This window comes from uncultured Agrobacterium sp. (assembly GCA_913777615.1).
Taxonomy (GTDB): Bacteria; Pseudomonadota; Alphaproteobacteria; order Rhizobiales; family Rhizobiaceae; genus Agrobacterium.
This window is the reverse complement of the sequence record CAJYTK010000004.1, coordinates 1-13,390: the sequence shown is the minus strand read 5'-3', so window position 1 is coordinate 13,390 and position 13,390 is coordinate 1. Positions and strand designations below refer to the sequence as shown.

Annotated in this window: 14 protein-coding genes and 1 pseudogene; 9 read left to right on the top strand and 6 right to left on the bottom strand. The window is 57.5% G+C overall.

The features are described 5' to 3' along the window. Positions 1-444: 444 nt before the first annotated feature. From QZ862_RS02170 to arsH, 7 genes are all read left to right on the top strand, one after another. Positions 445-1,191: a tyrosine-type recombinase/integrase gene (locus QZ862_RS02170; protein WP_296097205.1), complete on the top strand. Its 747-nt coding sequence runs from the start codon at positions 445-447 to the stop codon at positions 1,189-1,191. A 92-nt stretch (positions 1,192-1,283) separates the two neighbouring features. Next, the gene (locus tag QZ862_RS02165; RefSeq protein ID WP_296097203.1) at positions 1,284-1,637 is read left to right on the top strand and encodes a metalloregulator ArsR/SmtB family transcription factor; all 354 of its coding nucleotides are present in this window, start codon (positions 1,284-1,286) and stop codon (positions 1,635-1,637) included. Continuing rightward, positions 1,631-2,071 (top strand): arsenic resistance N-acetyltransferase ArsN2, encoded by a 441-nt coding sequence (arsN2, locus tag QZ862_RS02160; protein ID WP_296097201.1) that lies wholly within the window; start codon positions 1,631-1,633, stop codon positions 2,069-2,071. The genes QZ862_RS02165 and arsN2 overlap by 7 nt, the downstream gene beginning before the upstream one ends. A gap of 14 nt (positions 2,072-2,085) precedes the next feature. Next, complete coding sequence (locus QZ862_RS02155; RefSeq protein ID WP_296097200.1) at positions 2,086-2,613, top strand: arsenate reductase ArsC; 528 nt, start codon at positions 2,086-2,088, stop codon at positions 2,611-2,613. A 1-nt stretch (position 2,614) separates the two neighbouring features. After that, positions 2,615-3,673 (top strand): ACR3 family arsenite efflux transporter, encoded by a 1,059-nt coding sequence (arsB, locus tag QZ862_RS02150; protein ID WP_296097199.1) that lies wholly within the window; start codon positions 2,615-2,617, stop codon positions 3,671-3,673. Positions 3,674-3,675: 2 nt separating this feature from the next. Further along, positions 3,676-4,101: an arsenate reductase (glutaredoxin) gene (gene arsC / locus QZ862_RS02145; protein WP_296097198.1), complete on the top strand. Its 426-nt coding sequence runs from the start codon at positions 3,676-3,678 to the stop codon at positions 4,099-4,101. After that, entirely contained in the window at positions 4,094-4,804 is a 711-nt protein-coding gene (gene arsH, locus QZ862_RS02140) for an arsenical resistance protein ArsH (RefSeq protein ID WP_296097197.1), read from the top strand. The genes arsC and arsH overlap by 8 nt, the downstream gene beginning before the upstream one ends. Positions 4,805-4,807: 3 nt before the next feature. Here arsH and QZ862_RS02135 read toward each other — a convergent pair whose 3' ends face one another. The 3 genes from QZ862_RS02135 to QZ862_RS02125 all read right to left on the bottom strand — a co-directional run bounded on the left by QZ862_RS02135 (position 4,808) and on the right by QZ862_RS02125 (position 7,247). Next, positions 4,808-5,614, bottom strand: coding sequence for a sulfite exporter TauE/SafE family protein (locus tag QZ862_RS02135; RefSeq protein WP_296097196.1), 807 nt, complete (start codon positions 5,612-5,614; stop codon positions 4,808-4,810). Positions 5,615-5,680: 66 nt separating this feature from the next. Next, positions 5,681-6,895 carry an arsenite efflux MFS transporter ArsK gene (arsK, locus tag QZ862_RS02130; RefSeq protein WP_296097195.1) on the bottom strand — a complete coding sequence of 405 codons (1,215 nt, stop codon included), beginning with the start codon at positions 6,893-6,895 and terminating at the stop codon, positions 5,681-5,683. Then, complete coding sequence (locus QZ862_RS02125) at positions 6,888-7,247, bottom strand: metalloregulator ArsR/SmtB family transcription factor (RefSeq protein WP_296097194.1); 360 nt, start codon at positions 7,245-7,247, stop codon at positions 6,888-6,890. Before QZ862_RS02125 ends, arsK begins: the two co-directional genes overlap by 8 nt. A 42-nt stretch (positions 7,248-7,289) precedes the next feature. On the opposite strand from QZ862_RS02125, the gene QZ862_RS02120 reads away from it, so the two are divergent. Together QZ862_RS02120 and QZ862_RS02115 are read left to right on the top strand one after the other, a co-directional pair. Next, a complete protein-coding gene (locus QZ862_RS02120; RefSeq protein ID WP_296097193.1) occupies positions 7,290-7,805 on the top strand; it encodes a DUF6428 family protein in 516 nt (171 codons plus the stop codon). Between the two features lie 359 nt (positions 7,806-8,164). Beyond that, positions 8,165-9,427 carry an abortive infection family protein gene (locus tag QZ862_RS02115; RefSeq protein ID WP_296097192.1) on the top strand — a complete coding sequence of 421 codons (1,263 nt, stop codon included), beginning with the start codon at positions 8,165-8,167 and terminating at the stop codon, positions 9,425-9,427. Positions 9,428-9,866: 439 nt separating this feature from the next. Here QZ862_RS02115 and QZ862_RS02110 read toward each other — a convergent pair whose 3' ends face one another. The 3 genes and pseudogenes from QZ862_RS02110 to QZ862_RS02100 form a co-directional block, all read right to left on the bottom strand. Continuing rightward, positions 9,867-11,009: a hypothetical protein gene (locus QZ862_RS02110; protein ID WP_296097191.1), complete on the bottom strand. Its 1,143-nt coding sequence runs from the start codon at positions 11,007-11,009 to the stop codon at positions 9,867-9,869. A gap of 1,127 nt (positions 11,010-12,136) precedes the next feature. Then, positions 12,137-13,207: an IS3 family transposase gene (locus tag QZ862_RS02105; RefSeq protein WP_296097190.1), complete on the bottom strand. Its 1,071-nt coding sequence runs from the start codon at positions 13,205-13,207 to the stop codon at positions 12,137-12,139. Further along, a pseudogene (locus tag QZ862_RS02100) lies at positions 13,174-13,326 on the bottom strand (transposase); the annotation flags it as partial. The gene QZ862_RS02105 and the pseudogene QZ862_RS02100, both read right to left, overlap by 34 nt. Positions 13,327-13,390: the final 64 nt, after the last annotated feature.

The following is a 13,390-nucleotide window of genomic DNA, read 5'->3' as shown; positions in this document are numbered from 1 at the left end:
ACATTGCCTGACAACTCAACACTCTACGGGTTAGAGTTCAATCGATCCCGAGGGCCAGCAATCCGCTGACGGATTACAGTCGCAACGACTGATGTGGAGTTAGGTTGTATTTACTTAAGTATTACACGTTAATCAAGAGGGCGCTTTATGTCAAAGCGTTGCTGATATCGCGACGGTCTTTGAAAGAAGATTACAGCCTCGATATAGCACTGGCGAGGGTGGCGTCGAAGCCGGGGGCACTATCGAAACCGTGTTAAATAAGACAAGCCGCATTAAGTGTCCATCGGCGGTTGGCTTGATTTCCGAACACTGCACGTAAAGCCGAAGCTGAGCGCCAGAAAGGATCAAACCTACTAATTTGGCGGCATCGGCGACTATGATGCTTGAGCTTGTTTCGTTTGGACAAGAAGCAACAGCGGGAGTCAACTTCGACGCTTATGATTGATGGCGGCGGATATTCGAGCGTTCTTTCGGTTCCTTGCTTTCGAGGAGCCTGCCTTTAGCCACCAGATCCAACGCGTGCTTGCCATCCCCGGCAAAATCGGCGCGAAGCGCGAGGTACAGTTCCTTGTCCGGGATGAGATCAAGGCGCTTTTGGCAGCACCGGACAGGCGATTATGGATCGGTCGCCGCGACTACTGCCTCCTCCTGACGGCAACTCAGACAGGCATGCGGCTCTCCGAACTGGTCGGGCTTGAACGGAGTGCCGTGACCCTGGACGCCGGCGCCCACATTCGTTGCTTCGGAAAGGGACGGAAGGAGCGTGCCACACCGCTGACCAAAATTCTGAGTGCTGCGCTCAAACAATGGTTGGACGAGCCAAGACCGGAGACTTCCGACATCCTCTTCCCAACCGTGCATGGATCTCGGATGAGCCCGGACGCGGTCCAATATCTGCTGGCGAAGTATGTGAAGCAGGCGGCACAGCAATGCCCCTCTCTGCGAGCAAAACGAATATCACCGCACGTACTTCGTCACAGTGCGGCAATGGAATTGCTGGATGCCGGCGTAGACAGCACGGTGATTTCGCTATGGCTGGGGCATGAATCCACACGCTCCACACAGGCCTACCTTCACGCGCATCTCGCAATAAAGGAGGCGGCGCTTGCGAAGGTGGCCCCATTGAGCGAGCAGCCCTTCCGCCGGTTCAAAGCTGGTGACAAGCTATTGTCGTTTCTCGACAACCTGTAACAGCACAATGGCGCCGCTGGCCTTTTAGCGGCGCCATCATCTCGTGGTATCGAGCCGCTTGACTTCAACAAGATATCCGTTATTCTGGATATATGGAAAGCAATAGCGCGATAACGGCCCTCGCGGCCTTGGCCCAGAACACCCGCCTTGAGACATTTCGGTTGCTCGTCCGGCACGAGCCGGATGGCATTCCGGCTGGCGAGCTAGCCCGGTTCCTCGATGTCCCGCAGAACACGATGTCAGCGCATCTTGCAACACTATCGCGTGCCGGGTTGGTGAAGAGCGAGCGCCAGAGCCGATCAATCATCTACCGGGCCGACCTCGACGGCCTGCGCGACCTGACTCTATTCCTGCTGAAGGACTGCTGTGGTGGTTCGACAGAGGTTTGCGCGCCGCTCATTGCAGAACTGACCCCTTGTTGCGCGCCGGAGGCGAAGCCATGTTGAGCGCGATCACATTACACCAAGTTTCCGGTGACGACACCCGTCTACGTGAAGCGCTCCACGACGCAAACCTTCCGACCGATGATATCGAGGATCAAGGTCGCGCCTTCTTTGAAGCCATTTCTGGTACAAACGAGATTGTGGGCTATGCCGGCCTCGAACGATGCGACAGCGATTACCTGCTACGATCTGTTGTCGTGCTTCCGGCCTGCCGGGGTCATGGCGTGGGACAGGCCATCGTAGAAGCTGCTCTGCAAGGCGTAGGCGACGGCGACGTCTTTCTTGCAACGACGAGCGCCGCGCCATTTTTCTCGAGCATCGGGTTTTCAGAAGTGCCGCGGGCCGAAGTGCCGGCCGCGGTGCTTGCGACCCGCCAACTATCCTCCATTTGCCCCTCGTCGGCGACCATCATGAAGCTCAACAGGCCTCCAACCTAACACGGACCACGACCATGACTGACAAGACCTATAACGTGCTGTTCCTCTGCACGGGCAATTCCGCTCGCTCTATTCTCGCCGAGTCTATCCTCAACAAAGAGGGCGGCGGCCGGTTCAAGGCCTATTCCGCCGGCAGCCAGCCGAAGGGCGAAGTCAATCCGCACGCGCTGAAAGAACTGGATGCGCTCGGCTATCCATCGACGGGTTTCTCATCGAAGAGTTGGGACGTGTTCGCCGAGGCAGGCAGCCCAGAGATGGATTTCATCTTCACCGTCTGCGACAGCGCAGCCGGTGAGGCCTGCCCGGTCTGGATCGGCCATCCGATGACTGCCCACTGGGGTGTCGAGGATCCGGCGGCCGTCGTCGGCACTGAAGTCGAGATCCAGCGCGCATTCGCTCAAGCTGCACGGTTCCTCAAGAACCGGATCAGCGCCTTCATCAACCTGCCCATCGCCTCGATCGACCGCCTGGCCCTCGAACAGCACGTTCGCCAGATCGGTTCATTGGGAGGCGCGTCGGTCAAATCCGCGAAGGCCGAGTAAGATGTCGACATTTGAACGATACCTGACCGTCTGGGTCTTCCTCTGTATCGCCGTCGGCGTTGCCCTCGGTCACCTGATGCCCGGCGTCTTCCAGATCATCGGCGGCGCCGAGGTCGCTAAGGTGAACATCCCTGTCGCCATACTGATCTGGCTGATGGTCATACCGATGCTGCTGAAGATCGATTTCCGGTCGCTGGCACAGGTCGGCTCCTACTGGCGCGGGATCGGCGTCACGCTGATCATCAACTGGGCGATCAAACCGTTCTCCATGGCATTGCTGGGATGGCTGTTCGTCGGCTGGCTCTTTCGGCCCTATCTGCCGGCAGACCAGATTGACTCTTATATTGCAGGCCTGATCATCCTTGCAGCGGCTCCATGCACAGCCATGGTCTTCGTATGGTCGAACCTGACACGGGGCGAGCCGCTTTTCACCCTCTCGCAGGTCGCCCTGAACGACGCGATCATGGTCGTCGCCTTCGCCCCGATCGTCGGTCTACTTTTGGGCCTATCGGCTATCACCGTGCCGTGGGCGACGCTCGCCCTGTCGGTCGCGCTTTACATCGTGGTTCCCGTCATCATCGCCCAGGTGCTGCGCAGCTACCTGACGACCGACGGCACGACGGGCGCGCTCGACCGCTTGCTTGCGAAGCTCCAGCCGGTATCGCTCATGGCGTTGCTCGCCACGCTCGTGCTTCTTTTTGCCTTCCAGGGCGAGCAGATCATCGCCCAGCCGGCCATCATCGCACTGCTGGCCGTGCCGATCTTGATCCAGGTCTATTTGAACTCCGGTCTGGCTTATATTCTGAACCGCATGGCAGGCGAGCGCCATTGCGTCGCCGGGCCGTCAGCGCTCATCGGTGCCAGCAACTTTTTCGAACTTGCGGTCGCAGCCGCCATCAGTCTCTTCGGGTTTCAGTCGGGCGCGGCACTCGCCACCGTCGTCGGTGTTCTGATCGAGGTGCCCGTGATGCTGTCGGTCGTCTGGATCGTGAACCGCTCGAAGGGTTGGTACGAGGCATCGCCCGCCGTTTCCCGCAACACCATCATCGAAAGGCCCTAACCATGGACGCCGTCATCTATCATAATCCGGCCTGCGGCACGTCGCGCAACACGCTGGCGCTGATCCGCGCCGCCGGGATCGAACCCACCGTCATCGAATACCTTCAGAACCCACCATCGCGCGCGCAGCTTTCGAAGATGATCGCAGATGCCGGCCTCACGGTCCGCGAAGCGATCCGTGAGAAGGGCACGCCCTATGGGGAACTCGGCCTCGACAATCCGGGCCTCACCGATGAGCAGTTGCTGGACGCGATGATCGCCACCCCGATTCTGATCAACCGACCATTCGTCGTCACGCCGCTCGGCACCAGACTTGCTCGCCCCTCGGAGGTCGTGCTCGACATTCTGCCGGTCGACGCCTTCAAAGGACCGTTCACCAAGGAAGACGGCGAACAGGTCCTCGACCAGGAAGGAAAGCGCATTGTCTGAGACATTTCCCGCTCTGCACGACGACCATCTTCAGCCCATCGCGGCAGAATCGCTTCGGCCGGCATTCTCGACGCACAAGCCGAGGATCCTGATCCTCTATGGATCTCTGCGCGAAGTCTCCTATAGCCGCCTTCTCGCCTTTGAGGTCCGGCGCCTGCTAGAGCGCCTCGGATGCGAAATTCGGATATTCGATCCCGCCGGATTGCCGCTCCCGGATGAGGCACCCGTCAGTCATCCCAAGGTTCAGGAGCTGCGCGATCTCACGCAATGGTCGGAAGGCCAGGTCTGGATCAGCCCGGAGAGGCACGGCGCGATGACCGGCATCATGAAGTCGCAGATCGACTGGATCCCGCTATCGCTCGGCTCCGTCCGCCCCACCCAGGGCAAGACGCTGGCGGTGATGGAGGTTTCCGGCGGCAGCCAGTCCTTCAACGCCGTGAACCAGTTGCGCGTCCTCGGCCGCTGGATGCGGATGATCACCATTCCCAATCAGAGCAGCGTTGCAAAGGCGTTTCAGGAATTCGACACCGATGGCCGGATGAAGCCGTCGTCGTATTATGATCGCGTCGTCGACGTCTGCGAGGAGCTGGTGAAGTTCACGATCCTGACCAGGGATGCATCCTCTTATCTGACGGACCGCTACAGCGAGCGGAAGGAAGAGGCGGCCGAGCTGGAGAAGCGGGTTTCGCTGAAGTCGATCTGACGGTTATGTGTGCCGCCAGACTTTGATGGCAGACAGCAGCAGGATCACGGCGAGCGCGGGCAACAGCACCGCGTTCGGAACGATCCCCAGCATTTGTCCGCCGATAAAGGTGCCCACGATCGAACCTGCCGCCATGACCAGCAGGAATGTTTTGTTGCGGCCAAGGACCGAGAAGCTTTGGTCGCGGCTATATCGGGTGAAGCCGACCAGCATCGTCGGCAGGCTGACGGCAAGCGACAGTGATCCTGCGAGTTTGATGTCTGCGCCGAACAGGAGCACGAGCGTCGGGATCAAAAGCTCACCGCCTGCCACGCCGAGCAGGGAGGCGACTACGCCGATCACGAACCCTGCGACGATGCCCGCGACGATCTGTGCTCCGCCCAATAAGAGCGGCTGTCCCGCCGCGGCATCGTGGCCGAAGATCAGGACGAGCGCGATGACCACCAGGAGTGCCGAGATGATCTTATACAGCGTCTCGGATTTCAGGCGGGTCGCCCACCCTGCGCCGAACCATGCGCCAGCAAGGCTTCCGGCCAATAGGTTGACGACAATCTGCCAATGCGAAGCGATCTCGCTGAAGGGTACAGTCGCCGCTCGGAACGGCAGGGCTGATGCGACCACCACCAGGCTCATGGCCTTGTTGAGGATGACCGCCTCAAGTGCTGCGAAGTTGAAGATGCCGATGAGAAGGGGCAAACGGAATTCGGCGCCGCCAAGCCCGATCAAACCACCCAATGCTCCGATGATCCCGCCCCCGGCGAAGGCCGGTATGAGTTTTCTCTGAGCTGTGTCGTCTGTTGTCTCGGTCATGGGATGGCCCTGTCAAATTGATATGCAAGCCATAGCATAGGTGCGCTCGCTCTACCCGAACGAAGTTCACGCGCTGTCTGCGATAGAGCTGGTCGTTTGCGATCTTGCAGATGCTGCCACTGCGACGAATGCCGCGATGCTGACCGCCCCGAGGCATGCGTTTGCGACGAGGGCGAAGCTCAGCCCGATGTTCTCCATGGTCGCCGCGAACACGAAGGGCGCGCCAGCGCCGACCGCCAGACGGGCGGCAGCCATCTTGCCGGTGATCGCACCATAACCGTCCGATCCGAACAGATAGAGCGGCAGGCTCCCCTGCGCGATGCTGTTGATGCCGGAACCGAGACCGAGGCAAATGGCGAAGGCAACCGCACCCGGCAGCCAGTTGCCCGTCATCAGCAGGATCAGGACGCCGAACACGATCATCACGGCCGAGAGGACGGCAAGCCCTGGTGGTGATAAGCTCTTCCCAAACACCATGTTGATCAAGCGGCTCAGCACCTGCGCCGGCCCGAACAGTGAACCGATCACGACGGCGGTCGCGCTCAGCCCGATCGACCCCAGCATCGGCACCATATGGGCAAGGATCGCGGCGAGCGTGAAGCCAAGCAGCGCGAAGGCAAAGGAGACGATCAGCATCGCGCGGCGCCGGGCGTGCGGCGGGATCGCGCCGATGACCGTCTCGCGCGGCCGGATGGATGCTTCGCCTGCCTTCTTTCCTAGGCTTCGGATCCAGAAGTGCAGCGGCATGCAGAGGAACAGGTTCAGCGCCGCAAAGACGAGATAGATCTCCCGCCAGGACAGATAGCCGGTGAGCGTCGCCGAGATCGGCCAGAAGATCGTCGAGGCAAAGCCGCCGATCAGCGTAAGATAGGCGATGCTGCGAGAGGCTGTGCGGGGATCGCTCTCGACCAGCGCCGCGAATGCCGCCTGATACTGGACCATGCCGGACGACACCTCGAGCAGGATGATAGCGATGGCGAAGATCGCGACCGAGGGCGACCAGGCGCAGAGGGCGAGTGTCAGTGCAGCAAGGGCCGAGCCGATGGTCATGATGGTCGCAGCGCCGATCCGGTCCATCTGCTTGCCGATATAGGTGGCCGACAGGCCACCTATGAACAGCGACACGGAGAACACGCCAAAAACTTCTGCCAGCGACAAGTCGAGATCTTCTGCCATGCCGGGGGCGAGGATGCTGAAGCTGTAATAGAGGGTGCCGTAACCGATGATCTGGGTCAGGCCGAGAGCCGAGACGAGCCCGGCCGGGATTTTCGAACTATGCAACGACGTCACCCCTGTCGGCCGGAATGCAGCAGTCGTCGGCACACTCGACGTTCTCCCTGATCGCCGGATGACCGGCGCAGCAGTCTTCCATGAGGAATTTGACGAGATCGGCGAGCGCCTCGTAGCTGGCGCTGTAGATGATCGAGCGGGATACCCTTCGCTGCGAGATCAATCCCGACCGCTCCAGCTCCTTCAAATGGAACGAAACATTCGTGGCGGAAACGCCCATCCGCTCGGCGATGACGCCCGCGGCCAGCCCTTCAGGACCAGCGACGACCAGCGCTCGGACGATGGCAAGGCGCGTCTCCTGCGACAGCGCCGCGAATGATGAAAGGGCTTGACGTTGATCCATACTTCAATAATCCTTGAATTATCGGATGAAGGGATAACCCACATGAACTCGATCGACAAGTCAGTTTCAACCGACATCGGTCTCGGCCATCTTCTGGATATGCTCGCGGTAGCGCCCGATGCCCCGTTGGTGTTCAGTTATGAGGGCAGTCCCGTCCGGCCTGGCTATCATGTCACCGGGGTCAAGGCCGGGATGTTTTCGGCACTCGACTGCGGTGCGAACCCGGAAGCCTGGTCGGAGATCTTCGTCCAATTGTGGGATATCGACGAAGATGGCCGCACACACATGCCGGCCGGCAAGTTCGCGGCGATCATCCGCAAAGTCTCCGACCATGTCCAGCTTGAGCCGATGGCAAAACTCACGTTCGAGGTCAGTGACGGAGAGCGACCGATGGCCCTTTACTGCGCGGCCGCGCCGAGGCTCGTCGCTGGCTCCTTCGAGGTGTCCCTTGCTGCTCGGCCAGCGAGCTGCAAGCCGCGAGATCGCTGGCTGGCGGAGGAACAGGCGAAATCATCTTGCTGCGGGCCGACAGCTAATGAGTCGAAGTGCTGCGGATAATCAAACTCGTCAGCTTTTAATCGCCGATATTTATGGCGAGCTTGCTGGGCGATTTTACTTGAAATCTCGGGCCTTAGGGAACGCGCTCGGCATAGTATCCGGCTCGGGATAAGTAAGAGACTTGCACATAGATACACTGAAAGTGAAAAGCCGGAATTTTCAGTAGGGACGCGTGTTTCACTCCGCGCGTGTTTAATGCTCGCGACGCATTTTCTATCGAAGTCATCGGTCTGCCGATAACGCCGGCCATAGGCGAATTTGAGCGATCCTTAGGCCTGATCGGATCTCGTTCCTGTTGAAATCGTCGGCTACTATCTTGATAAGATATGCCGAAGACAATCAGGCGGAAATCAAACTAAATGAGCTACATGTCCGAGAGATACGAAGACTACCTCGCGACGACGTCCGAATTGCTGATAGCGGAAAACATGGTCGAGGCAGCCGAGGTGCTTCGAACATCGATGCCGAAGGTTGAGGAGACAGGATATGATAACTGGAATGGAGGTACTCGGATTTGGACTGTTTACTTGCAACTCGAGCCGTCGGTCTATTCGCAACTGGGTACTAGCCGCGAAAGTCTAACGGAGCAGATTGCGAACCGCCTGAAATCGGTACTTGAGCCATTTTCTGAAGACTGGTTCAGCGTGAAGATCGTTCCGATAGTTCGCCCGCGACCGGATTGGCGCGAGACGGGTAAGGGCGTATCTCGTGCGACCCGTCAAAACATATTTGATGGAATGCGGATTGAGAAGGTCGTATGGAACGGTCGGCTCGACGAGGTTGAGTTCCTGGAACGGCTATACGACCTTAAATCGATGCCGTCTCACGACAGTCGCTACGCTGATGCTGCAAGGGACATTTGGCAGCACCGTGTCAACAACCCAACCGATTGGGATGACGACTGGATCTATGGTGACGCTCGGTTTAATTTGCTTCATTGCCCAGCGCATGAGTTTCTCCGCTTCTTATCCGAAGTGGTACATCCGGTGGTTCGGCCCGACCGCAACGATTGCTTGAAGCTGGTTCAGCAGATCAACGATCAGCTTCGGGCCGACGGTTGGCACCTAATCGAAGACGAAAAGATCGCCGGAAGGCCGAGATTCGTTGGGAGACCGCTGAGGGATTCTGGTCACCGATCGGTATCTAGGGCTCGCTCGGCGGCCGATGCGTTGGACGCTGGTTGGATGCAGAAAGAAATCGAGCGTTTAGAGAATGCCGTCGAGAGAGATCCGGCATTAGCGATCGGGACGGCGAAGGAACTTGTCGAAACATGTTGCAAGACGATTTTAGGCAAGTTGGGTGTGGCGGTATCTCGTTCAGACGACCTTCCTAGGCTGACGAAGGCCCTCGCCAAGGAGCTCAAGCTCGTACCGGAGGGGATTTCAGATGCTGCAAGAGGTGCCAACGCCATCAAGCTGATCCTACAAAACCTGTCGGCAATGACGCAGAACATAGCGGAGCTTCGTGGCCTGTATGGATCCGGGCATGGCCGCGATGGGAAATATCGTGGTTTGGAAGCCCGCCACGCTAGGCTGGCGGTCGGCGCCGCAGCGGCGTTTATCGACTTCGTCACTGCAACCTACCAAAGGCGCACTTCGGATTCAGATGTTGAGAAGCGGTGATTTCGTCATGTCTATCAGCGCGCGCCCGCTGCTGCACTATTCCTGTGTTCTCCGGCGTCTAGCTAAGTCACCGGAGAGGTTCTTATAAACGAGAAGCGGTTACACAATTCGGTGACGCAAGTGGAGTCTGACCCGATAAAATGCGGGCAAATCAGACGGTACACCAGTCTTATCTCCAGCTTGGATTAGCATGGTCGTGGTTGCAGGTAACTGATCCGCTCGGTCTTCGGTGCAGCCATCCGGCTACATCTCCTTTGTGTTCAACGGAAGAAGCGAGGCCGGAAGGCCAGTCCTTGGGTCGTGCATGCTAAGGAACTGCAGCGGACCCGTCTTGGCCAGCAATTTGGTGACCGAGAGGAGACGACGATGTGATCGTCACTACAGTCGTATCCCAAACGTCGGCTTGTCCTACTCGTTGGTGTTGCGACGGGTCCCTATTTTAGCCCTGCTTTTTTGGCTTCTTCTTCCTGTTGGTTTTCTTGACCGACTTCTTCTTCCCAGTGATCTTTTTTGCCGACTTCTTTTTCTTGTTCTTTAATTTTGACTTCGACTTTAACTGATCGTCGAACTCCGGCTGAGATTTGACATAGTCCTTCCATGCTTTGGCATTGGTCTGGTGGATGTCGATCTCGAGGTAATCTGATCTGATCCTATCCAGGATCATTGACAAGCCTTGATGCATTTCTTGCCGACCGGCGTCGATTTCGTCCCACGCCTTCTGCCGAGCACCTACCAATGGCATGTCGCCTGGGTTTGTGAACACATGAACATTGCCGCTCGCAGTTGCATGATACTGGTTGTCGTGAGCCAGCGCCTTCGCCCAGCCGCTGTAGAGCTTGTCGACCGCGTCCTTAAGGACTGGATCGTAGACACTGAACAAGTTGTTGGCAACGACGCCCTTAAAGGAGTCACTGAACCAAATTGCCCTGTCAGAAATAGCATGCGGAAGTTCCTGAACATGCTGCTGAAGAGTCGGCAAGTGAAGCGACTCCATTAGCCAGCGCATGTTCTTCACATCATGATCATGTTCAATCCTCTCGCGCGTCAGCCCTTTTAGCTCGGCCGGACGTTTAGGATTTTTTTTGATCACAGCCTTGATGGCGACCTCAAGAAACGCACGGAGTTCATCACGCTTCGAAGGAGGATCGGACGGGGCATAGCTGTAAGGGCTAACGCGGTTCTGAATGAAGTCGAAAGGTAGATCGGCAGGGAATTCGCCGATGGCACTGTTGAATAGCAGGACGATCCGTTCCCAGCCCAATGTGGCAACGGCGTATCCAAGCTCATATCCGACATTCGGGTTAGGACATGGCCTCGGGACGCCAGGACCCGTGATGGTCGTGATGTCAGCGATAAAAATTGCCGACATTTCGATTTTCTCGAGTATCTTGAGGGCAATATTAGGACTGCCGCTCGTATCCCGAGTCGCTTCATCGGGAACGAGCACGATATGAGAATTTGCCGCTTCCAGGCGCTTGCAGGCATCCTCTAGAGCGCGTCGAATCGCATTGAGATTTGTCTTCTTCGGCGAGTCGCTCTGCCAAGAATAGAATACGTGTATTGTTTTTTTCTTCTTATCCATAGCCCCATCTATAATAGAAAAAGACCTATGAGAAGCTTATTGCTATGCATGGTCATCGGCCGGCTCCGCGACCAAGAAGTCATATGTAGGCAGTCGATTGTACGGGAAGTTGCATTGCGATGGTTGAAAGCTGCAATGCCAGAATTGAAATGGTAGCTGTAACCGCCTGCCTGCTTGGACAAGTTGCTGTGCTCTCCGTACGGAACCGACAGTGATGCATAAAGCTGTGAGAGACGTACAAGCAGAAGAAGCACATCCTTGACCGTGCTAAGTTTCGATGTGAATTCTAGACATCGCAATGCGCCCGTGACTTCGAAAAGCGCAGATGAAGGTTTGAAACAGCAAGTCTAGGAGCGTCTCGAAATGACCAAAAAGACACCGTCAACTAGCGGGGGCGGAAAGCCTGCACCCACACCTGGTAAGGGTTCTGTGACCGGTTCTTTCAACGGCGGGAAAACTGGGGTAACACGCAGCCACGGAAACCAGCCGCCTCCGCCTCCGCCACGGAAGAAGTGATAATGAGTGTCAACGTCGAGATCGAAGACGACGATTGTTATGTTGAAGTCTTCCATCTCAGGCACATGGCCTTGCGAAACGCCCTCTATCATTCTGCGCGACGGGGATGGTTGGACGGTTGGAACCGCTTCTACAATTTCGTTGTGATTCTCGGTGGCTCAGCGAGTGCGACCAAGATCGTTACCAATGGTTCCTCTGCCGACGTTTCTCTCGGGCTCGTAATCGCTGCTGTCGGAGCATCACAGCTTGTCTGGGATTTTGGCGGGCGAGCTAGGACGCATGAGTTTCTTCAAAGGCGCTTCTACGATCTCATGGCGGAGATAGATCTAACTACTCAACCGACGAGATCACTGTGCGCTGAATGGCGATCTAAGATCACGCTTGCAGCGGCTGACGCTCCTCCAGTATTGCGAGCGCTCGATGCAATTATGGACAATCAGGCTACTGGAGCACTCCGGGGCGCAAAGAGACCGAGGCTCCATGTAAGATGGTATCAACGTCGACTTCGTCATATCTGGCCCTTCATATCCGCAACATTCCCTGTTGTCGAAGGATGGGAAATTTCCGATCAGCAATAGCCTTTGGATGGCCGCTGACGTTGCCCCCGAGTTTTATCCAGTTTTGAGTTCGCTCCAGCGGTTTTGGGTTGCTGTATTCGGGGCGGTAGCGGCGGGTTGCGGTGCGGAGCCATTCCGGCTGCGCAGCACCGCATCACGTCGCGGGTTGATGGTCTGAGCGAACTCGGCAGGCGTCATCCAGCCTAGTCCAGAGTGTGGTCGATGATCGTTGTAATCGCTGCGCCAGTTTAAAAGCGCTGATCGTGCATGGGTCAGTGACGAGAAGAGCGTTTCATTCAGGAGCTCGTCTCGTAGCCGTCCATTGAAGCTTTCGATGAAGGCGTTCTGGATCGGTTTGCCTGGCGCGATGTAGTGCCATTCCACCTTGGTCCGGTCCGTCCATTGCAGGATCGCGTTGCTGGTAAACTCGCTGCCGTTGTCGCTGACAATCATTTTCGGCCTGCCGCGCTCCTCGATGATCCGGTCCAGTTCACGAGCAACGCGCAGACCGGAAAGGGACGTATCGGCGACGAGGCCCAAGCATTCTCTTGTGCGATCATCGACGACCGTAAGCACCCGGAACCTGCGGCCATCGGTGAGCTGATCTGACACGAAGTCCAGCGACCAGCGATCATTGGCAGCCGTCGGGATCAACATCGGCGCTCGGGTGCCTATCGCCCGCTTACGCCCGCCACGCTTGCGTACCGTCAGCTTCTCCTCCCGATAGAGCCGGAAGAGCCGCTTGTGGTTCACAAGGTGACCCTCACGCCTGAGCAGCACATGAAGGCGTCGATATCCAAAGCGGCGACGTTCATGCGCCAGCGCCTTCATCCGCTCGCGAAGGTCATGGTCATCGCTGCGCCTGGTTTCGTAACGGATCGTCATACGGCAAAAGCCCATGGCTTTACACGCCCGCCGTTCGCTCATCTGGTGGTGATCCATCAGATGAGCGAAAGCTTTCCGCCTTGCTGCGGGCGTCACCACTTCTTTCCCAAAAGGTGTTTCAAAGCGGCGTTGTCGAGCATCGCATCTGCCAGGAGCCGTTTCAGCTTCGTGTTTTCGTCTTCCAGCGTCTTCAGTCTCTTGGCTTCGGGTACGTCCATGCCGCCGAACTTGGCCTTCCACTTGTAGATGCTCGCATCACTGACACCGTGCTTGCGGCAAAGCTCCGAGACCGGCGTGCCCGCCTCGTGCTCCTTCAGAATGCCGATGATCTGTTCGTCTGTAAAACGGTTGCGCTTCATTCTCTGGTCCTCTCAATGGGCCAGAGCTTACTTCAAAATGGATTAGTTCAACGGGGCAAGGTCA

Bases quoted from the DNA above. Each gene is read 5' to 3' on its own strand.
- arsN2 (WP_296097201.1), top strand. From the start codon at position 1,631: ATGTTGAGCGCGATCACATTACACCAAGTTTCCGGTGACGACACCCGT.
- arsC (WP_296097198.1), top strand. From the start codon at position 3,676: ATGGACGCCGTCATCTATCATAATCCGGCCTGCGGCACGTCGCGCAAC.
- QZ862_RS02135 (WP_296097196.1), bottom strand. From the start codon at position 5,614: ATGACCGAGACAACAGACGACACAGCTCAGAGAAAACTCATACCGGCC.
- QZ862_RS02170 (WP_296097205.1), top strand. From the start codon at position 445: ATGGCGGCGGATATTCGAGCGTTCTTTCGGTTCCTTGCTTTCGAGGAG.
- QZ862_RS02110 (WP_296097191.1), bottom strand. From the start codon at position 11,009: ATGGATAAGAAGAAAAAAACAATACACGTATTCTATTCTTGGCAGAGC.
- QZ862_RS02125 (WP_296097194.1), bottom strand. From the start codon at position 7,247: ATGGATCAACGTCAAGCCCTTTCATCATTCGCGGCGCTGTCGCAGGAG.
- QZ862_RS02155 (WP_296097200.1), top strand. From the start codon at position 2,086: ATGACTGACAAGACCTATAACGTGCTGTTCCTCTGCACGGGCAATTCC.
- arsB (WP_296097199.1), top strand. From the start codon at position 2,615: ATGTCGACATTTGAACGATACCTGACCGTCTGGGTCTTCCTCTGTATC.
- QZ862_RS02120 (WP_296097193.1), top strand. From the start codon at position 7,290: ATGAACTCGATCGACAAGTCAGTTTCAACCGACATCGGTCTCGGCCAT.
- QZ862_RS02165 (WP_296097203.1), top strand. From the start codon at position 1,284: ATGGAAAGCAATAGCGCGATAACGGCCCTCGCGGCCTTGGCCCAGAAC.
- QZ862_RS02115 (WP_296097192.1), top strand. From the start codon at position 8,165: ATGAGCTACATGTCCGAGAGATACGAAGACTACCTCGCGACGACGTCC.